Genomic DNA, 19715 nt, shown 5'->3' with positions numbered 1-19715 from the left:
GCGCAGAACGCGCCAAGGTCCACCCGCCCGTCTGGCGGGCGGCGACGGCGCACGCTTCACTCGCCCCCCATGAGACCACGGAACGTCATGAGCATGCTCACAGTGCCCGCGCTCGCCCTGGCGGCACTGTTCGGCCCCACCGCGACTCCGGTGGCGGATGCCGCCACCCCCGCCACCGCGGCCCCGGCCAGCGGCACGGCGGGCCCCGCGCCGCAGCAGCCGCCCGCCGAGTTCGGCACGGACTGGCACGACCCCCTCACCGCCGCCCCGCCCGTCGTCCGCCCGGCCGGAACCCGCTCCTGCGAGGTGACCGTCGCCCGGGCGCAGTTCCGTGACTTCACGCCGTACCGCGGCAGTTACGCGCCCCCGGAGGGCTGCGGCGACCGGTGGAGCGCGGTGGTCCTGCGCCTCGACGGCACCGTCAAGGGCCGCCAGTACGACCGCCTCGGCCACCTCGCCATCGGCTGCGTCGAGGTCTTCCGCACCTCCACGCCCCAGCCCTCCCCGGAGGGCATCACCTGGTCGGTCGAGAAGGACATCACCCGTTACAGCGACACCCTGCGCCGGCCGCAGCCCGTCGAGATGCTCATCGGCAACGTCGTCGACGACACCTACACCGGCGTCATCGACGTCACGGTCACCCTCACCTTCCACGCGGGCCGGCCACCGGCCGCCGCCGACGTCCCCGACCGGGTGATCCCGCTCGCCACCCCCGCCCTCACCACCCCGCGCAACACCGAGCGCATCCTCGCCGAGGTGTACGCCACCGGCTCGGGCGGCGGCTGCGAGGAGTACTGGTACATGACCGTGCCCGACGAGGCCCCCTACTCCTGCAAGGCCGCCGGCGGCCCCGACCGGCACGTGCGGATCAGCGTGGACGGACGGCTCGCCGGCATCGCCACGCCGTTCCCGGTGGTCTGGACGGGCGGCTGGTCCAACCCGTTCCTCTGGTACGTCATCCCCGGCCCGCGCGCCTTCGACGTCAAGCCGGTCGTCTACGACCTGACGCCCTTCGCCGCGCTGCTGAACGACGGCCGGCCGCACCGCGTCGAGGTCTCCGTCGCCGGCGTCCCGGCCGGCCGGCCCGGCTGGTCCGTCCCCACCAACGTGCTGGTCTGGCAGGACGAGGGCCGCGCCGTCGTCACCGGCGCCCTGACCCGCCACGAGGAGAGCGCGCCCGCCGGCTCCTCGGTGTACACCCCCGGTGCCGAGCACCGCGTCGACACCACGGCCCGCCACCGCCTCAGCGTCGCCGGACACCTCGACACCTCGCACGGCCGCGTCACCACCACCGTGACCCGCGCGCTCGCCCACACCTCCGCCCACCGCTGGACCGACGGGGAGAACCGCGACGCCCTGACGGCCCGCTGGAAGGACGACGAGACCGTCACCCGGGGCGCGACCGTCACCCGTACACACCGGACGTACACCATGGACGGCGAGACCACCCTGGGCGCCGGGGACCGGCTGCGCACCGTCCTCGCACTCGGCGACCGCGCCGGCACCGCGACCCTGCGGGGCGGCAGGACGCTCGCGTGGTCGCGGCTCGACGACGCGTACGCGGGCGACGCGACGTACACCACCGGCGTGCCGCGCGACCAGCGGCACGCGGTGGGCACCACGTCCGAGCGCTACCGGCTGCACGGCTCGGCGGGCTGCTGGGACCGGACCCTGCGGACGGCGCAGGGCACGCTGACGGAGGACCGCCGCCGCTGCTGACGGCGCCGGCGCGCGGGGCCCGGCGGACGACCGGGTCCCGCGCACCCCCGGTCACCCGGGCTTGACGGAATCCATCCCGGACCGCGGTTTCCTCCACTCGCCCCGCGTGAAGTCCGGGATCTGCTGCGGCGCGCCCTTCGCCCGCAGGGAGGCGTGGCTCAGCGGCACCGGCGCCGTCCAGGTCGCCGCGTCGTACACGTCGAAGTCCGGGACCAGACCGAGCCGCATGCACTGCATCAGCCGGAGGACCATGATGTAGTCCATGCCGCCGTGCCCGCCCGGGGGAGCGGAGTGCTCCTTCCACAGCCAGTGGTCGAACTTCTCGGCGTACGCCGAGAAGTCCCCCCACTGGTGGCCCTTGTGGTCCGGCTCGACATAGATCCGCGCCGGGTAGTCCTCGAAGACGCCCTTCGTGCCGCCCAGGCTGTTGATCCTGCTGTACGGGTGCGGCGTCGACACGTCGTGCTCCAGCCGGATCACCCGGCCCCTGGCCGTCTGGACCATGCTGATCGTGCGGTCGCTGCTGACGTACGTCTCCTTCCAGCTCGGGTCGCCGGGCGGCATGTGCGCCTGTCGGTACTCGGCCAGGCCGAGCGCGGGCGTACCGAAGCTGCTGATGCTGACCGCGCGGTCGCCGCGGTTGACGTCCATGTAGTTGGCCACCGGACCGAACCCGTGGTTGGGGTAGAGGTCGCCGCGCAGCCGGGTGTGCCACAGCCGCCGCCACGGACCCTCGTAGTACGTGGGCGAGAACATCAGCTCCCGCAGGTCGTGGTTGTACGCGCCCGCGCCGTGCAGCAGCTCACCGAACACGCCGGCGTGCGCCATCCGCAGCACGCGCATCTCGTTCCTGCCGTAGCAGCAGTTCTCCAGCTGCATGCAGTGGCGGCGGGTGCGTTCGGACAGGTCGACCAGGGCCCACAGCTCGTCCAGGCGCATCGCGACGGGGCACTCGACCCCGACGTGCTTGCCGCCCAGCATCGCCGCCCGCGCCATCGCGAAGTGGGAGTCCCACGGGGTGGCCACGTACACGAAGTCGACGTCGCCGCGCGCGCAGAGGTTCAGGTAGTCGTCCTCGCCGGCGGCGTGGACGGCCGGCGCCGGCTGCCCCGCCCTCACCACCTTGGCGGACGCGGCCTCCGCCTTCGCCCTGACCGGGTCGCAGACGGCGGTCACGCGTACATGGGGCAGCGCGAGGAAGAGGTCGATCATGCTGCCGCCGCGGTTGCCGAGGCCGATGATGCCGACGCGCACGGTGGAGCGCCGCTCGAAGGGCACTCCCGCCATGGTGCGGCCCTGGCGCGGGGGAGCGGGTGCCCCGGCCGCGTCGTCCGCGGCCGCGGTGCCGCTCGACGCGCCGAGGCCCAGACCGGCGGCGCCCGCCACACCGGCCGTGGTCCGCAGGACGGAACGGCGGCTGGGCGAGCCGTGGTTCCCGGGTGCTGCGTCGTTCATCGAACCTCCCGTACGTGACGTGCGTGGCTGGTCCATGAATTCCGCACAGGACCCTGTCCGCCGGGACGGGTGGTGCGCAAGTACGCCGGTTTGGACTCTCGTTGCGGGCCCATGGACAAACCGAGGCGGCCCGCCCTCACCGACACGGGTGACCTTCCGGCCCGGCGCGCGGGACCGACGCCCCCTCCGGCCGCACCGGCGCGGGAGCCGGCACCCGCGGCACCCCGCGCCTCCCGGGCCCCCGGGGCCGGCCGGTCAGCCGGGCCGGGTCGCGCGCTCCAGCGCCAGCAGCGCCGAGTGGTACGGGCGGCCCGTCGCGTGCTCCATGCCGATCTCGCACATGCGGTTCGCGCTGAGGTACGCGTCGAAGGGACGGGCCGTCACCTCGGCCGCCTCCCGGGCCGTCGCCGACTCCGTCAGCTCCGGGTGCAGCAGGCCCCGGTCGCCGGCGAAGGCGCAGCACCCCGCGTCGTCGGGCACCACCACCTCCTCGGCACACGCCCGGGCCAGCGCCGTGAGCCGTCCCTCGTCGCCGAGGTGCCGCATCGAACAGGTCGGATGGACCACCGCCGAGCCCGCCCGGCGCCGCACCCGCAGCCGCGGCAGCAGCTCGTCCGCGGCCCACACGAGCGAGTCGACCACCGTCAGCCCGCCGTGCAGCTCCCGGTTCGGGCCGGTCAGGTACGGCCCGATCTCCCGGGCGAGGCCCAGCGTGCAGGACGAGGCGTCGACCACGAGGGGGAGCCGCCCGCCGGCCGTCCACCCCCAGGCGGCCTCGACGACGCGGTTCGCCATCACGCGCGCGCCCTCCTCGTACCCCTTGGAGTGCCAGACGGTGGCGCAGCAGGTGCCCGCCACGTCCTCCGGGATCCACACCGGCCTGCCCGCCCTGGCGGAGAGCGCGACCACGGCCTGCGGCAGCGACGGGCCGTCGAACCCGTCCGGCTCGCCGAAGATCCGGTTCACACAGGCCGGGAAGTAGACGGCGGCCGCGGGGGCGCGCTCCGTACGCGGCAGCCGGGCGCGCGCCGGGCCGGGCACCTCCGGCAGCCATGCGGGGACCAGATCCGGCCGGACCGTCCTGCGCGCCAGGCCCGTGACCGCGGTCGTCAGGCGGTCGCCGGCCCCTCCGGCGGCCGACAGGGCGAGCCGGGCCGCGGCCTCCACCGCTGCGAAGTTGCGCGCGGCCAGCGCCGCCACGCGCTCCTCGCGGGCGGAGTGCCGCCGGTGCCGCAGCCGCTTCATCAGGGCCCCGGTGTCGATGCCGACCGGGCAGGCCAGCCGGCAGACCCCGTCACCGGCACAGGTGTCCACGGCCTCGTAGCCGTACGCCCCGGCCAGGGCGTCCTCGACCGGTGAGCCGGCCGGCTGCCGCATCATCTCCCGGCGCAGCACGATCCGCTGACGGGGCGTGGTCGTCAGATCCGAACTGGGGCAGGCCGGCTCGCAGAAGCCGCACTCGATGCACGCGTCGGCGAGCGCCTCGACACGGGGGAGGGTCTTCAGCCCGCGCAGGTGCCCGCGCGGATCGCGGTCCAGGACGACCCGCGGCGCCAGCACCCCCGCCGGGTCGAAGGCCCGCTTGGTGCGCCACATCAGTTCGGTGGCCTTCGGTCCCCACTCCAGCTCCAGGAACGGCGCGATGTTGCGGCCGGTGGCGTGCTCGGCCTTCAGCGAGCCGTCGAACCGTTCCACGGTCAGCCGGCAGAAGGCGTCCATGAAGGCGGCGTAGCGGTCCACGTCGGCCGGGTCGGCGGCGTCGAAGGCCAGCAGGAAGTGGAGGTTGCCGTGGGCGGCGTGGCCCGCGACGGCGGCGTCGAAGCCGTGCTCCGACTGGAGCTCCAGCAGCGCCTCGCAGGCCTCGGCCAGCCGCGCCGGCGGGACCGCGAAGTCCTCCGTGATGAGGGTCGTTCCGGGCGGACGGGAGCCGCCGACCGCGGTGACGAACGCCTTGCGCGCCGTCCAGTAGCCGTCGATCACCACCGGATCCCGGGTGAACCGGTTGGTCACCGAGGCGACCGGCGCCACGAGCTCCAGACCCGCCAGCACCTCCCGGGCCGCCCGCTCGTGATCCTCCAGGGCCGCCGGGTCCGGAGCGCGGAACTCCACCAGCAGCGCGGCCGTCCGCGGGGGCAGCTCCGCCCAGTCGGCGGGCACCCCCGCCACGCTCACCGAGGCGCGCATCGCGTGGCCGTCCATCAGCTCGACGGCGAGCGCCCCGGCCCGGGAGAACAGCGGCACGGCGGCCGCGGCGGCGGGCAGGGAGGGGAAGAACAGCAGGGCGGTGGCCGTCTCGCGGTCCAGGGGCAGCGTGTCGAGGACGACCTCCGAGAGGAAGCCGAGAGTGCCCTGGGAGCCCACCATCAGCCCGCGCAGGATCCCGGCGGGCGTGGCGCCGTCCAGGAACGCGTCCAGCCGGTAGCCGTTGGTGTTCTTCAGCCGGTACTTGGTGCGGATGCGGGCCGTCAGCTCCGCGTCGGCCTCGATCCCGGCCTTGACCGCGAGCAGTTCCGCGCACAGTGCGGGCTCCGTCCGTGCGAGGTGGGCGTCGGCGGCCGGGTCGGCGGTGTCGACGACGGTGCCGGACGGCAGGACGACGGTGAGCGAGGCGAGCGTGCGGTACGCGTTGCGGGCCGTGCCGGCCGTCATGCCGGAGGCGTTGTTGGCGACGACGCCTCCGACGGTGCAGGCCACGGCGCTCGCCGGGTCGGGGCCGAGGACCCGGCCGTATCGGGCGAGGGCGGCGTTGGCGCGGGCCACGGTGGTGCCCGGCCGGATACGGGCGCGGCCCCCGCCGTCCAGCACCTCGACGCCCACCCAGTGCCGGCGCACGTCCACCAGGATGTCCTCGCCCTGCGCCTGGCCGTTGAGACTCGTGCCGGCGGCCCGGAAGACCACCTCCCGGCCCTCGTCGCGCGCGTACGACAGGACGGCCGCGACGTCGTGGGCGTTCTCGGCGACCACGACGATCCGCGGCACGAAGCGGTACGGGCTGGCGTCCGACGCGTACCGCACGAGGTCGGAAACCCGCCACAGCACCTTGCCGGGGCCGAGCAGCGCGCTCAGCTCGTCGCGCAGCCGTCCCGGTGAACCGTACGCCACCGGGTCGGGCACCCGGTCGGGGGCCGGCGCACGCCGGGCACGGGGGTGCAACGCGTCCGGATTCGGCTCCAGCACCGGCATGACACGGTCCTCTCACGTCGCACCTCGCTTCACCACTGCCGCTCCGGACGCGGACGTGCGGGGCGGGCGTGGCGCGGCCCGTGATCGCTCAGGACCTCCGGAGGCTCGCCTCCTCGCCGCACGCCCGCGCCACCGCCTGATCCCCGTCGACCAGAGTGGACAGCAGCCCGCCGAGCTCCTCGCGCTGCTCGGCGGTCAACGGAGCCAGGATGTCCTCCGCGGCCGCCCGGCGCGCGCTGCGCAGCTGCCGCAGCGTGTCCCGGCCGGTGTCGGTGAGCTCGATCCGTATCACCCGGCGGTTGTCCGGGTCGGGGGCCCGCCGCACGCGGCCGCTCGCCTCCAGCCCGTCGACCAGGCTCGTCACGGCCCGCGGCACGACTTCGAGCCGGGCCGCCAGGTCGGCCATGCGGGGCGGGCGGTCGAAGTGCGCGACGATCCGCAGCAGCCGGGACTGCGCGGGCGTGATGGCGATGCCGGCCGTCTCCAGCTGCCGCTGCTGGCTGCGGTGGAGGCGTCGGGTCAGCCGCAGCAACTGCTCGGCCAGCACGCCGTCGGCGTCGGGGGAGTCCATGACGGCAGACTACCAGGACCACGCTCATTGTGAGGTCAGGTAACAATGAGCTAAGCTCTGAAACGATGACCGGGCGTACGCACGAGTCTCGCCGCGTCCGCCGACACCCGCGACTGCGCGTCTCGCCCCCTGCGGTCGCGCCGGCCCCGAGGAGCCCATGCGCATCCACGCCGAGTCCTCCTGGACACCACCACCTCCCGACCCGGAGCAGCCGCCGGCCCAGATCCGGCGGATCCTGCGGCTCTTCCGCCCCTACCGCGGCCGGCTCGCCGTCGTCGGGCTGCTGGTCGCGGCCTCCTCGCTGGTCACGGTCGCCTCGCCGTTCCTGCTGCGCGAGATCCTCGACACCGCCATCCCGCAGGGCCGCACCGGTCTGCTCACGCTGCTCGCGTTCGGCATGATCCTCACCGCGGTGGTCACCAGCATCTTCGGCGTCCTGCAGACGCTGATCTCCACGACGGTCGGCCAGCGCGTCATGCACGATCTGCGCACCGCCGTCTACGACCAGCTCCAGCGCATGCCGCTCGCCTTCTTCACCCGTACGCGCACGGGCGAGGTGCAGTCCCGGATCGCCAACGACATCGGCGGCATGCAGGCCACCGTCACCTCCACGGCCACCTCCCTCGCCTCCAACCTCACCGCCGTGGTGGCGACCGTGGTCGCGATGCTCGCCCTGGACTGGCGGCTCACCTGCGTCTCCCTGCTGCTCCTGCCGGTGTTCGTGTGGATCAGCCGCCGGGTCGGCCGCGAGCGCAAGAGGATCACGACGCAGCGCCAGAAGCAGATGGCCGCGATGGCCGCCACCGTCACCGAGTCGCTCTCGGTCAGCGGCATCCTCCTCGGCCGCACCATGGGCCGCGCCGACTCCCTCACCCGCTCCTTCGCCGCCGAGTCCGAGCGCCTCGTCGACCTCGAAGTGCGCTCCTCGATGGCCGGGCGGTGGCGCATGTCCACCATCGGCATCGTCATGGCCGCCATGCCCGCGCTGATCTACTGGGCCGCCGGGCTCGCCCTCCAGGCCGGTGGCGCCGCTCTCTCGATCGGTACGCTCGTCGCCTTCGTCTCGCTCCAGCAGGGGCTCTTCCGCCCGGCCGTCAGCCTGCTGTCCACCGGAGTCGAGATCCAGACCTCGCTCGCCCTCTTCCAGCGGATCTTCGAGTACCTCGACCTGCCCGTCGACATCACCGAGCCGGAGAGCCCGGTCCGCCTCGACACCGTCCGCGGCGAGATCCGCTTCGAGGACGTCGACTTCCGGTACGACGACAAGAGCGGCGAGACGCTCCGCGGCATCGACATCACCGTCCCGGCGGGCGGCAGCCTCGCCGTCGTCGGCCCCACCGGCTCCGGCAAGTCCACGCTCAGCTATCTGGTGCCCCGGTTGTACGACGTCACCGCGGGCCGCGTCACCCTCGACGGCGTCGACGTGCGCGACCTGGACTTCGACACCCTCGCCCGGGCCGTCGGCGTCGTCTCCCAGGAGACCTACCTCTTCCACGCCTCCGTCGCCGACAACCTGCGCTTCGCCCGCCCCGACGCCACGGAGGAGGAGATCCACGCGGCCGCGCGGGCGGCCCAGATCCACGACCACATCGCCTCGCTGCCCGACGGGTACGACACCCTCGTCGGCGAGCGCGGGTACCGGTTCTCCGGCGGTGAGAAGCAGCGTCTGGCGATCGCCCGCACCATCCTGCGCGACCCGCCGGTCCTCATCCTGGACGAGGCGACCAGCGCCCTCGACACCCGGACGGAGCACGCGGTGCAGCAGGCCATCGACGCCCTCTCCGCGGGCCGCACCACCCTGACCATCGCGCACCGCCTCTCCACCGTCCGGGACGCCGACGAGATCGTGGTCCTCGACGGGGGCCGCATCACGGAACGCGGCACCCACGACGAACTCCTCCGGCTGGACGGCCGCTACGCCGCCCTGGTCCGCGGCGACGCACACCTCACCCCCGCGGCACCGTGACCCTCCGGCCCCGGGCCGGTGCTCGCCTCGGTTCGCCCCCCCCGCCGGACGAGCCCCTGACAACGCAGCAGCCGCTGCTCCCTGGGACGCGGGAGCAGCGGCGCTTCGGGGGGACCGGCGTCAGACCAGCCGGCCGACGAAGTGGAGGAAGCCGGCGAGCAGGTCGGTGAGGACGTTCATGAGGGTGCGTTCCCCTTGTGCTTTCGTGGTGCGTGTGTGGGACGGCGCAACCGAGGTCTGCAGCCCGTCGCTTGCGCACCGTAAGCATCACGGGCCGCACCCGCGCGCGGCACGGAAACCCCGATGCGATCACACGTTCCGGCGAACATCCGATCCCGCGTTCGTCTGTTCAGGGCCGACCCGGTGGTCGAGGGCCACGGGCACGGCAGGCTGCCGGGTTCGGCGGACACCACGGGTTAGCGTGCCCGCATGGTGAACGAGTCCCCGCAGGGCACGCCCCGGCGCCGGTCCCCGATGACCCGCCGCGGCTGGCTTTCCCTCGCCGCCGGCCTGGTCGTCGTCACGGCTGCCGCCGTCCTGGTGCCGCTTCTGCTGCTCAGGGAGCCCCCCGCCCCGCCACCCCCGGAGAAGCCGAGGATGCTGCTCATCCCGGAGGGCTGGCGCGCCACCCAGGTGTACAGCGCGGTCGACCAGGCGCTCGGGGCGCCGGCCGGCACCACGCGCCAGGTCGCCGAGAGCGGCAGGCTGAAGCTGCCGGCGGACGCGCAGGGCAACCCGGAGGGGTTCCTGTTCCCGGCCACGTACCCGGTGTACAAGAAGACGACCCCGCGGGGCCTGCTGGACTACATGGTGCGCACCGCCCACGAGCGGTTCGGTGCGGACCGCATCAGCGCGGGATCGCAGCGCAACGGGGTGAGCCCCTACCAGATGGTGACCATCGCGAGCATCGTCCAGGCCGAGGCGGACACGGTGGAGGACATGGGCAAGGTGGCCCGCGTCGTCTACAACCGGCTGGCCCGGGGCATGGCCCTCCAGATGGACTCGACGCTCAACTACGCGCTGGGCCGCTCCACGCTCGACACCTCGCACGCCGACACGAGGATGGACAGCCCGTACAACACGTACAACCGCCAGGGTCTGCCGCCCACCCCGATCGACAACCCGGGCGAGCAGGCGATGGACGCCGCGATCGATCCGCCGCCGGGCGACTGGCTGTACTTCGTCACCGTGCGGCCCGGCGACACGCGGTTCACCGCCGACTACGCGGAGCACCAGCGCAACGTGCAGGAGTTCAACGAGGCCCGGCGCGACGCGGTGGCGGGCTGACGGTCCCGGCCGCCGGTCCCGCACACCGTCCCGCACTCGGGTCAGGCCGCCACCGGGGCACGGTCGCGGTCGCGGTCCAGCAGGCGCCGGACGTCGCGGACGGCGGCCCGCCCGGCGCGGTTCGCGCCGATGGTCGAGGCGGACGGCCCGTACCCGACGAGATGGACGCGCTCGTCACGGACCGCCCGCGTGCCCTCGAGCCGGATGCCGCCGCCCGGCTCGCGCAGCCGCAGCGGCGCGAGATGGTCGATGGCCGCGCGGAAACCGGTGGCCCACAGGATGACGTCCGCGTCGACGGTCCGCCCCTGCTCCGGCTCCCCGTCGCGCCCGGGGAAGCTGTCCCAGGCCACACCCGTGGGGGTGATCCGGTCGAACATCGGCAGCCGGTCGAGGATGCCTTGCTCCCGCGCCCGCTCGACGGCGTCGGTGAGCGGCAGCCCCGTCACGCCGACCACGCTCTGCGGCGGCAGGCCGCGCCGTACGCGCTCCTCGACCAAGGCGACCGCCGCCCGCCCCTCGGCCTCCCCGAACGGCCCCTCGCGCCACACCGGCTCGCGGCGGGTCACCCAGGTGGTCTCCGCCGCGACCTCGGCGATCTCCATCAGGTGCTGCGTCCCGGAGGCCCCGCCGCCCACCACGACCACCCGCTGCCCGGCGAACTCCTGCGGACCGGGGTAGCCGGCGGTGTGCAGCTGCCGCCCGCGGAAGGTCTCCTGACCCGGATAGCGGGGCCAGAACGGCCGGTCCCAGGTGCCGGTCGCGTTGACCAGCGCCCGGGTCGCGTACGTGCCCTCGGAGGTCTCCACGAGGAGCCGGCCGCCGTCGCCGTCCCGCACCGCCGTCACGTCGACGGGCCGGTGCACCCGCAGGCCGAACTCCTCCTCGTACCGCGCGAAGTAGCCCCCGATCACCTCCGACGAGGGGCGGCCGGCATCGGCTCCGGTGAGCTCCATGCCGGGCAGCGCGTGCATGCCGTGGACCTTGCCGTACGTGAGCGTGGGCCAGCGGAACTGCCAGGCGCCGCCCGGCTCGGGAGCGTGGTCCAGGACGACGAAGTCCCGGCCGGGCTCCAGGCCGGTGCGCCGCAGGTGGTACGCGGCGGAGAGGCCGGCCTGTCCGGCGCCGATGACGACGACGTCCACATCCACGAAGTAATTCACGCTTCCACCAACCAGTGCGGGGCCGCGGTTCTTCCCGGCACGGCCCGTGGGCCCGCCCCGGTCGCAGTCGTCCGCGGACTCGCCCTCACGGGAAGCGCACGCCCTGGGCGAGCGGCAGGTCGTCCCCGTACGCCTCAGATGACGTGCGCCTCCGTGCGCGGCGCGGTGGCGGGGCCGGCGAAGCGGTCGGCGGTCAGCGGCCCCACGTCGACCACCGGGCTCCTGTCGAGGTACAGGTCGCGCACCACCTCCCCGACCGCGGGTGCCTGCAGGAAGCCGTGCCCGGAGAAGCCCGTCGCGTACAGGAACCGGCTGACGCCCCGGGCCTCGCCGATCAGCGCGTTCCGGTCGGGCGTCATCTCGTACAGGCCCGCCCAGCCGCCGGTCACGGGCAGATGGGCGAGCGGCGGCGCGCGCCGGGCCGCGGCCTCGCGGAAGAGCTCCAGCCAGTCCTCGGTGAACTCCCGCCCGAACCCGGGCTCCTGGCGCGGGTCGGACATCCCGAGCACGAGCCCGCCGGCGCCGTCGTTGTGGAAGTACAGTGTGGAGCCGTAGTCGAGGGTGAAGGGCACGCGCGGCGGGGCCGGCGACAGCGGCCCGGTCAGCGCGATCTGCCGGCGCAGCGGGGTCACCGGCAGTGTCACTCCCGCCATCGCGCCGACCGCCCGCGACCAGGCGCCCGCCGCGCAGACGACCGTGCCGGTGCGCACCGTCCCCGCGGTCGTGCGGACGGCGCGGACGGTCCCGCCGGACGTCTCGACCCCCGTGACCGCGCACCGGGTGCGGACGGTCACGCCGAGCGCCTCCGCGGCCCGCAGATAGCCGCGCACGGCCGCCCCGGGCAGCGCGTACCCGTCGGCGGGGGAGTGGGCGGCCGCCACGAACGACGAGGGGTCGACGTACGGGCACAGCGCGTGCGCCGCTCCCGGCGTCAGCAGCCGGCTCGGCACGCCGTGCGCGTGCTGCACCTCCAGGCCCCGCCGGAACGTCTCCACCTCGGCCTCGTCCGCCAGGAGGAACAGATAGCCGACGCTCTCCAGCCCCACGTCCGCCCCGGGCCGCTCCCCGAACGCCCGCCACGCCTCCAGACTGCGCTGCCCCAGCCGTACGTTGACAGGGTCGGAGAATTGCGCCCGCACGCCGCCGACGGGTTTGCCCGAGGACCCCGACGCGGGCGTGTCCCGCTCCACCAGCAGCACCCGCCCGGCGCGCGCCTCGGCCAGGTGGAACGCGATGCTCGCGCCGATGACCCCGCCGCCGACGACCACGACGTCGACCGCAGCGGGCAGCGGTGCCGTGCCCGGACTGCCTGACGCGGCGTCGGAGGTCATCCCCCCATCGTGGGGCCGACGCCCCGTCACGTCCACGGCGCCTCGCGGGACACGCGCGGGCGCGGTGACACCATGGGAGGCATGAGCGACGCATTCACCACCCGTACGCTGCGGATCACCACCGGCACCCGGGAAACGGTCCACGACCTGACCGGCGCCTGCGCCTCCTTCCTGCGGGAGGTCGCGGCGGGCCGGGACGGTCTGCTGAACGTCTTCACCCCGCACGCCACGACCGGCGTGGCCATCCTGGAAACCGGCGCAGGCAGCGACGACGACCTGCTGGCCGCCCTGCACACCCTGCTCCCCGCCGACGACCGCTGGCAGCACCGCCACGGCAGCCCCGGCCACGGCCGCGACCACGTCCTGCCGGCCCTGGTGCCCCCGCACGCCACGATCCCGGTCATCGGCGGCGAGATGGCGCTGGGCACGTGGCAGTCCGTCTGCGTGGTCGACACCAACAAGGACAACCCGGACCGCCAGGTGCGGCTGAGTTTCCTGAGCTGATCAGGGGTTCAGGATCGCCCTGGGTGCGGCCGCCGACGCGCCGTTTCTCCTGGCGCTCCGGCGACACGGGGGAGCGGGGCAGCATCACCTCAGGGTCTGCCGTGACAGGGGGGGCGGGAAGGTCCGGCACCGCCACCGCATCCCGTCTTCGCCGATCACGGCACGGGAGCCGCGGACACCGGCCCAGCAGCCTCCCCGGCCCCTGCCGGTCCCTGCGCCGACGCCTCCCGGTGCCGCGCGGCAGCGACGCCCCGGAGGATCTCCGTGAGGGCGTGCCGGCTCCGCCCACGGGTCTTGACCGCGTGGCAGTTGGGGCAGAGGGCCACCATCTGGCTCGGGTGGTCACGCCCGCCGCGGGCTATCTCCATGACGTGGTCGACCTCGAGGAGCGGTTCGCCGCGGTCGGTGAGGTCGGCCGGGCGGCCGGCGCAGGCGGGGTTCTCGCACGCGCCGCCGCTGCGCAGCAGCACCGCCCTGCGGGCCGACGCGGACCGTATCGGATCGTTCGATGAGGTCTCACGGCGCTTGCCGTGATCGGCCGCCTCACGGCGTTCGACGAGCGTGCACAGCCTCTCGTACCGGGCGGCAGCAGCCACGGCCCGGTCGGCGGCGGTGACGGGGACGCTCGGCGGGGAGCCGTCCGCGTCGTCGGCGACCGCCACGTCGTACAGGCCCACCTCGGTCAGGAGGGGCACCTCGTCCAGGTCCTCGAAGAAGCGGTCCACGATCGCCCCGATGAACACCAGCCGGGCCTCACCCGACGTGCGCAGGAGTTCGTGGACCGCTTCCGTCAGGCCGCTCACGGGCTGCTGTGCGGCGCACCACCGGCGCAAGAGCGCGTCCCCATGGGCGAACGGCACCACACCGCTGTGTCCCTGCAGGGTCCACAGCCCCGAGTGGTAGAGGGCCAGCACCGGGAAGTCGGGACGGGGACGCTCGCCGCGCAGGCCGTACCGTTCGAGGAGTCCGGTCAGCGCCGCGCTGGTCTCCGCCCAGTCGGCCAACCGCGGCTCGCCGCGCAACGCCCTTCCGGCGGCCCAGAGCAAGGTGATCGGCTGGTACAGACGGGGACCGCCGACGGCATGCGCCACCTTCAGCTGCTCGACGCGCCGCACCAGGTCACCGATGTCCGTGCTGGTGGCCGCCGGAGCATACACGACCTGGAACCCCAGGCCGCTCAGCACCTTCGCGGCGTGGTCGCGCCCACCGGAGAACTCGGCGGCGCGCAGGGGCTCCCGGCCCGGCAGGAACCCGTGCGCCGCGCCGACGACGGCCTTGGAGTCGTACTGCCTGCCGTCGATGACGAGGAGGTACGAACGCGCGGGGCGGAAGCCGTACGCGCGGAGAAAGGCTTGGGGGCCGCGGTCGTCGTACTCCTGGACGGCCTGGAGGACTGCCTGCCGGGTGATGTCGGGCAACGCCATGCGCGAACGGTAATCGACGCGGGACGAGGCTCCCCCGCGTCGGTTACCGAAAGGTCCCTGAAAGCAAGGGCGTTGCAGCCGAAGGATGCGCCCGGCCCGCCGGACCTCGTCGCGGCTACCTGACGACGTCCCGGAGCGGCCTGCCCGACAGGTGGTCGGTGACGTTCCGGACCGCGGCCAGGGCGATGCGGACCAGGGTCTCGCGGGTGACGCCCGCGACGTGCGGGGAGAGCACCACGTTCGGGGCCTTCAGCAGGCGCAGCGCGGGGGTCGGGGGTTCGGGGTCGAAGACGTCGATGCCCGCGCCGGCGAGGGCGCCGGACTCCAGGGCGTCGGCGAGGGCGTCCTGGTCGATCAGGGCGCCGCGGGACGTGTTGACGACGAACGCCGTGGGCTTGAGGAGGGCCAGGCGCCGCGCGTCCAGGAGGTGGCGGGTGGCGTCGGTCAGCGGGGCGTGCAGCGAGACGTAGTCGGCTGTGCGCAGCAGCTCGTCGAGCTCCAGGTGGCGGGCGCCGCCCAGGCGGGCCTCCGTCGCGGGGGAGGCGCGCCGGGGCGATGCGTACACGACCGTCATGTCGAACGCGACCGCGCGCCGGGCGACTTCGGTGCCGATGTGGCCGAGGCCGATGATGCCGAGCGTCTTGCCGGACAGCTCCGTGAGCGACCGCTGGAGCCGCGGCAGCGCCCAGTCGGCGTCGACGAGCGCGGTGTGCGCGGGGATCAGCTGCTTGGCGAGCGCCAGCATCAGCGCGAACGTCTGCTCGGCCACGTTCTGCTTCTCCGCCCCGCTGGAGCCGATCGTGCACACGCGGACGCCCTGTGCACGGGCGGCGGCCACGTCGACGTAGTCGTGACCGTGGCTGGCGCACTGCACCAGTTCCAGCCCCGGCGCGGCGGCGAGGTGCGCCGCGGTCACCGGGCCGAGGGCGGTGACGACGACGTGGGCCTCGCTCAGGGCGGCCGGGTCCTCGCCGGCCGTCTCCACGACGGTGACCCGTGCCTGCGCGGGGAACACCGAGGCGAGGGCGGCACCGGCGGCGCGGCCGCCCACGTGGGGCGGGATCACGGCGAGCACGTTCTTCGGAGCGGTCATGCCGTCTTCTCCTCGACGAGGTCGTCCGGACCCGGGGTCGTGGGGCCCGTGTGTCCGGACAGAGCCAGGGTCAGGTCCAGCTCGGCCAGCAGGCACCGGATGACGTGCTCGACGCCCGCCTGCCCGTCGAGGCCGAGCCCGTAGGCGTACGGGCGTCCCACCAGCACCGCCCGCGCGCCCAGCGCCAGGGCCTTGAAGATGTCGTCGCCCGTGCGTATGCCGCTGTCGAACAGCACGGTCAGCCGGTCGCCGGCCGCCGCGGCGACCCGCGGCAGGGCGTCGGCGGCGGCGACCGAACCGGCCACCTGCCGGCCGCCGTGGTTGGACACCACCACACCGTCCATGCCGGCTTCGGCGGCCAGCAGGGCGTCCTCCGGGTGCAGGACGCCCTTCAGCACGATCGGGCCCTCCCAGTTCTCCCGCAGGAACGCCAGATCCGGCCATGTCTTCGCCGGGTCGGCGAACATGCCGACGAAGTGCATCACCGCCGCGTTCCGGTCCTCGTGCACCGGCTTGGCGAGACCTGCCCGGAACGCGGGGTCGGTGAAGTAGTTCGCCGTGCCCACGCCGTGCAGGAACGGCAGGTACGCCTGGTCCAGGTCGCGCGGCCGCCACGCCAGCAGCGGAGTGTCCAGCGTGACGAACAGCGCGGTGTAGCCCGCCGCCTTCGCCCGCTGCAGGAACGACCGCGTGACCTCGCGGTCCTTCGCCCAGTACAGCTGGAACCAGCGCTCCCCCTCGCCCATCGCCTCGGCGACCTCCTCCATGGGCGTACTGGACGCGGACGACAGGATGTACGGGACCCCCTGTGCCGCGGCCGCCCGCGCGGCGGCCGGCTCCGCGTCCGGGTGCAGGATCGACAGCACCCCCACGGGTGCCAGCGCGAGCGGCGCGGGCAGCCCGCGGCCCAGGACCCGCACCGACAGGTCGCGTTCGTGCACGTCGCGCAGCATCCGCGGGACGATGCGCCGCCGGTCCAGCGCCGCCCGGTTCGCCAAGGCGGTGCTGCCACTGCCCGCGCCACCGGCCACGTACCCCACCGGACCCGGGCCCAGGCGCCGCTCCGTGAGCTCCTCCAGCCGCGTCAGGTCCGTCGGCAGCCGCGGTACGGCGCCGGTCATGCCGTTCAGGTAGATCTCGTACTGGAAGTCCGCCCAGTGCTGCGCCATGCCTGCCGTCGCCCTTCGCCCGGGAACCGTGTGTCCTCCCGGATCCTCGCGACCGCGGCCCCGCCCCGTCCACCGTCGTGCGCCACCGCGTACGCCCGTTCCGCCAACCGACACGACGTCGTAGTCGGCGCCCCCGCCTTGTGCACGGCGGCACAGGACCGGGCGGACGGCCGCCCCTAGCCTCGCCGGAACATCACCAACGAGGGGCGGTACCGGTGAACTGGCTGATCCACGACTACCGCGAGAGCGATCTCGCGGCCGTCGTCCACCTGATCGACACCACGGCCGAGCTGGGACAGGAGTCGGTGTTCTCGCTCGCCGAGTGCATCGGCGCGCTGACCTCCCGCCAGCCGGCCGTCGTCGCCGTGCACCAGGGCGCGCCGATCGGCGCCGCCCTCGCCTGCGTGGCGGGCGAGCGGGCGTGGGTCATGCGCATCGCGATCGCGCCGGGCTGGCGCGGCCGGGGCCTGGCGAGCGCGCTGCTCGTGGAACTGGAGCGCCGGCTCCTCGCCGCCCGGGTCGGCCGCGTCGCCTACGTCCTGCCCGAGGAGGACCTGTTCGGCGAGGGCCTGCTCAACGCCGGCTACACGCGCCGTCCGGCCGTCGCCTACTTCGAGAAGGTCGAGCCGCTGCACGGCCCGGCGGTCAGCCTGCTGGAGGACCTGGGCGGGCGGTTCCTGCCGGCCGACCTGTGGGGCAAGGTCGCCGGCATGGAGGCGGAGAAGGACCTGATCGAGCGGCGCGTGGTGCTGCCGCTCGCCGAACCGGAGCGGGCGGCCCGGCACGGGGTGCAACCGCCGCGGGCGATCACGCTGTTCGGGCCGCCCGGGACCGGGAAGACCACGTTCGCCCGGGGCATCGCCTCCCGGCTCGGCTGGCCCTTCGTGGAACTGCTGCCCTCCCGGCTCGCCGGCGAGGGCAACCTGGCGGCGGCGCTGCGCAGCGCGTTCGCCCGCATCGCGGAGCTGGAGCGGGTGCTCGTCTTCATCGACGAGGTGGAGGAGATCGCACCGGTGCGCAGCGAGCCGGCGCAGCCCGGAGGCATGCACGGGGTGACCAACGAACTGCTGAAGCTGATCCCCGGCTTCCGGGAGGGCGACGAGCGGCTGCTGGTGTGCGCGACCAACTCCATCCGCTCGCTGGACCCGGCGTTCCTGCGCCCGGGCAGGTTCGATTACCTGATCCCGATCGGCACGCCGGACAAGGCGGCGCGCGCGGCGATCTGGTCCCGGTACGCGCACGGCCGCGCAGATGTCGACGTGAACGTCCTGGTGGCGGCGAGCGACCTGTTCACACCGGCGGACATCGAGCACGCGGCGCGGATCGCGGCGCAGGCAGCGTTCGAGCGGGACCTCGCGGACCGAGCGGGGGTGCCCGGCGCGAGTACCGAGGACTACCTGGAGGCCATCGCCCAGTGCCGGCCGACGGTGACGCCCGCGATGATCGAGCAGTTCCAGGCGGACATCACGGCCCACGCCCGGTTCTGACCACCCCGTTCCGACCACCCGGTTCCGACCACCCGGGGCGGGACGTCCGATGGCGACCGGCCGGTTGCGACCGGCCCTGATGGCCGTACGGCCCGTCCTGTTCCGACCGCTCGGGGCCGGAAGTCCGGTCGCGACCGGCCGGTGGTGACCGGCTTTGTTGGCGGTACGGCTCCGGCTGTCCTGTTCCGACCGCCCGGGGCCGGACGCCCGCCTAACCGGCCCGCCGGTAGCGGGCGCCGTCCTTCGTGCGGACCAGCAGTCCCGCGACCACCAGATGGCGGCGCAGCGCCGGCCAGTCGTCGTGCACGGTGCGCAGCGCCTCGTTGACCTCGGGCTCCGTGTACGGCCGGTCCCGCTCGAAGAGGGTCTCGGCGAGGTGGGTGAGCAGCTGCGCGCGGCGGGCCTGCTTGCGCGGCACGGCGGTCAGCCGGCCGTCGGAGAAGAGGGCGGCCACGTCGCGCGCGCCGCCCGTGCGGGTCTCTGCCATGACGGGCAGCCTCCCGCCTCAGCCGCTCGCCGCGCAACGCGATTTCACCGGACGGACCGGACGCTGGGGCAACGCCTTGCTCCGCATACCGCCGGGTGCCGCGTCGCGCACCCCGCCGGGTGCCGCGCCTTCACCCGCCGGCCGCCGCGGCACGCGCCTCACCCGCCCGCAGCCGGTGGCCGGTGCCCCGCCATGACGAAGTCGTACGCCGCCTGCGCCGTGAACTCCGCCTGCCCGCCCCGCAGCAGCAGCCCCGCATCGCGGAACGCGGGATCGTCCACCGTCGCCGGTACGTACGGCACGGCGATGCACCGCATCCCCGCCGCACGGGCCGCCGCCGCGCCGGGCGGGGCGTCCTCGAGCACCACGCAGTGCGCCGGCTCCACGCCGAGCCGGCGCGCCGCCTCCAGGAAGACGTCCGGCGCGGGCTTGCCCCGCTCCACCTCCTCGGCGGAGACGAGGGTGGCGATGTACGCGTCCAGGCCCGTACCGCCGAGCACCGCCTCGATCGCGGCCCGCGACGAGCCGGAAGCCACGGCCATCGGCACCCCCTCCCGGTGCAGCAGCTCCACGAACGCCCGCATCTGCGGGAACACCTCGGTCGCCGCGCGCGCCAGCTCCAGGTAGTGGCGGTTCTTGCCGGCCAGCAGCTCCTCGATCGGCGCGTCGAGCCCGTACTCCTCCTTCAGCGCCTCCAGCGTCTCGCGCGTGCCGATGCCGATGAAGTCCGTGTGGCGCTCCCAGCTGAAGTCCGTGACGCCGTGGCTCTCCAGCAGCCGGCGTCCGGCCTCGTAGTAGTTGGGTTCGCTGTCCACCAGCGTGCCGTCGAGATCGAAGACGACCGCGGTACGTGACGTGCTGCTCATGGCACCAGCATGC

15 protein-coding genes are annotated in these 19715 nt (G+C 74.3%); 5 read left to right on the top strand and 10 right to left on the bottom strand.

Going from position 1 to position 19715, the window contains the following annotated elements; all coding sequences use genetic code 11:
- Positions 1-69: 69 nt before the first annotated feature.
- Complete coding sequence (locus ACIA79_RS20310; protein WP_399429715.1) at positions 70-1719, top strand: peptide-N4-asparagine amidase; 1650 nt, start codon at positions 70-72, stop codon at positions 1717-1719.
- A gap of 51 nt (positions 1720-1770) precedes the next feature.
- On the opposite strand, the gene ACIA79_RS20305 is transcribed toward ACIA79_RS20310, so the two are convergent.
- The 3 genes from ACIA79_RS20305 to ACIA79_RS20295 all read right to left on the bottom strand — a co-directional run bounded on the left by ACIA79_RS20305 (position 1771) and on the right by ACIA79_RS20295 (position 6928).
- Positions 1771-3174 carry a Gfo/Idh/MocA family protein gene (locus ACIA79_RS20305; protein WP_399429714.1) on the bottom strand — a complete coding sequence of 468 codons (1404 nt, stop codon included), beginning with the start codon at positions 3172-3174 and terminating at the stop codon, positions 1771-1773.
- 255 nt (positions 3175-3429) lie between these two features.
- Complete coding sequence (locus tag ACIA79_RS20300; protein WP_399429713.1) at positions 3430-6357, bottom strand: FAD-binding and (Fe-S)-binding domain-containing protein; 2928 nt, start codon at positions 6355-6357, stop codon at positions 3430-3432.
- Positions 6358-6445: 88 nt separating this feature from the next.
- Complete coding sequence (locus ACIA79_RS20295) at positions 6446-6928, bottom strand: MarR family winged helix-turn-helix transcriptional regulator (RefSeq protein WP_399429712.1); 483 nt, start codon at positions 6926-6928, stop codon at positions 6446-6448.
- Between the two features lie 157 nt (positions 6929-7085).
- Between ACIA79_RS20295 and ACIA79_RS20290 the strand changes: the two genes are divergently transcribed.
- Together ACIA79_RS20290 and mltG are read left to right on the top strand one after the other, a co-directional pair.
- Entirely contained in the window at positions 7086-8894 is a 1809-nt protein-coding gene (locus tag ACIA79_RS20290) for an ABC transporter ATP-binding protein (protein WP_399429711.1), read from the top strand.
- Positions 8895-9323: 429 nt separating this feature from the next.
- Positions 9324-10181, top strand: a complete 858-nt coding sequence (gene mltG / locus ACIA79_RS20285) for an endolytic transglycosylase MltG (RefSeq protein ID WP_399429709.1) — start codon at positions 9324-9326, stop codon at positions 10179-10181.
- A 41-nt stretch (positions 10182-10222) separates the two neighbouring features.
- Here the strand turns inward: mltG and ACIA79_RS20280 are convergent, their stop codons facing one another.
- A complete protein-coding gene (locus tag ACIA79_RS20280) occupies positions 10223-11341 on the bottom strand; it encodes an FAD-dependent oxidoreductase (RefSeq protein WP_399429708.1) in 1119 nt (372 codons plus the stop codon).
- A 134-nt stretch (positions 11342-11475) separates the two neighbouring features.
- Positions 11476-12672: an NAD(P)/FAD-dependent oxidoreductase gene (locus tag ACIA79_RS20275; protein ID WP_399429707.1), complete on the bottom strand. Its 1197-nt coding sequence runs from the start codon at positions 12670-12672 to the stop codon at positions 11476-11478.
- A gap of 81 nt (positions 12673-12753) precedes the next feature.
- Here ACIA79_RS20275 and ACIA79_RS20270 point away from each other — a divergent pair, with 81 nt between their 5' ends.
- Entirely contained in the window at positions 12754-13176 is a 423-nt protein-coding gene (locus ACIA79_RS20270) for a YjbQ family protein (protein ID WP_031071216.1), read from the top strand.
- A 155-nt stretch (positions 13177-13331) separates the two neighbouring features.
- Here ACIA79_RS20270 and ACIA79_RS20265 read toward each other — a convergent pair whose 3' ends face one another.
- The 3 genes from ACIA79_RS20265 to ACIA79_RS20255 all read right to left on the bottom strand — a co-directional run bounded on the left by ACIA79_RS20265 (position 13332) and on the right by ACIA79_RS20255 (position 16862).
- Positions 13332-14600, bottom strand: coding sequence for an HNH endonuclease (locus ACIA79_RS20265; RefSeq protein ID WP_399429706.1), 1269 nt, complete (start codon positions 14598-14600; stop codon positions 13332-13334).
- 115 nt (positions 14601-14715) lie between these two features.
- Positions 14716-15693: a 2-hydroxyacid dehydrogenase gene (locus ACIA79_RS20260; RefSeq protein WP_399429705.1), complete on the bottom strand. Its 978-nt coding sequence runs from the start codon at positions 15691-15693 to the stop codon at positions 14716-14718.
- Positions 15690-16862: a lactate 2-monooxygenase gene (locus ACIA79_RS20255; protein ID WP_399429704.1), complete on the bottom strand. Its 1173-nt coding sequence runs from the start codon at positions 16860-16862 to the stop codon at positions 15690-15692. The genes ACIA79_RS20260 and ACIA79_RS20255 overlap by 4 nt, the downstream gene beginning before the upstream one ends.
- 215 nt (positions 16863-17077) lie before the next feature.
- Here ACIA79_RS20255 and ACIA79_RS20250 point away from each other — a divergent pair, with 215 nt between their 5' ends.
- On the top strand, positions 17078-18349 hold the full coding sequence (locus ACIA79_RS20250) for an ATP-binding protein (RefSeq protein ID WP_399429703.1): 1272 nt from the start codon (positions 17078-17080) through the stop codon (positions 18347-18349).
- A gap of 211 nt (positions 18350-18560) precedes the next feature.
- Here the strand turns inward: ACIA79_RS20250 and ACIA79_RS20245 are convergent, their stop codons facing one another.
- Positions 18561-18836 (bottom strand): DUF2087 domain-containing protein, encoded by a 276-nt coding sequence (locus ACIA79_RS20245; protein ID WP_399429702.1) that lies wholly within the window; start codon positions 18834-18836, stop codon positions 18561-18563.
- Between the two features lie 158 nt (positions 18837-18994).
- Positions 18995-19702 carry an HAD family hydrolase gene (locus tag ACIA79_RS20240; RefSeq protein ID WP_399429701.1) on the bottom strand — a complete coding sequence of 236 codons (708 nt, stop codon included), beginning with the start codon at positions 19700-19702 and terminating at the stop codon, positions 18995-18997.
- Between the last annotated feature and the right edge of the window lie 13 nt (positions 19703-19715).

The organism is Streptomyces sp. NPDC051310 (assembly GCF_044455245.1).
Taxonomy (GTDB): domain Bacteria; phylum Actinomycetota; class Actinomycetes; order Streptomycetales; family Streptomycetaceae; genus Streptomyces.
The sequence above is the reverse complement of the archived record's forward strand: the minus strand, read 5'-3'. Positions and strand labels throughout refer to the sequence as shown.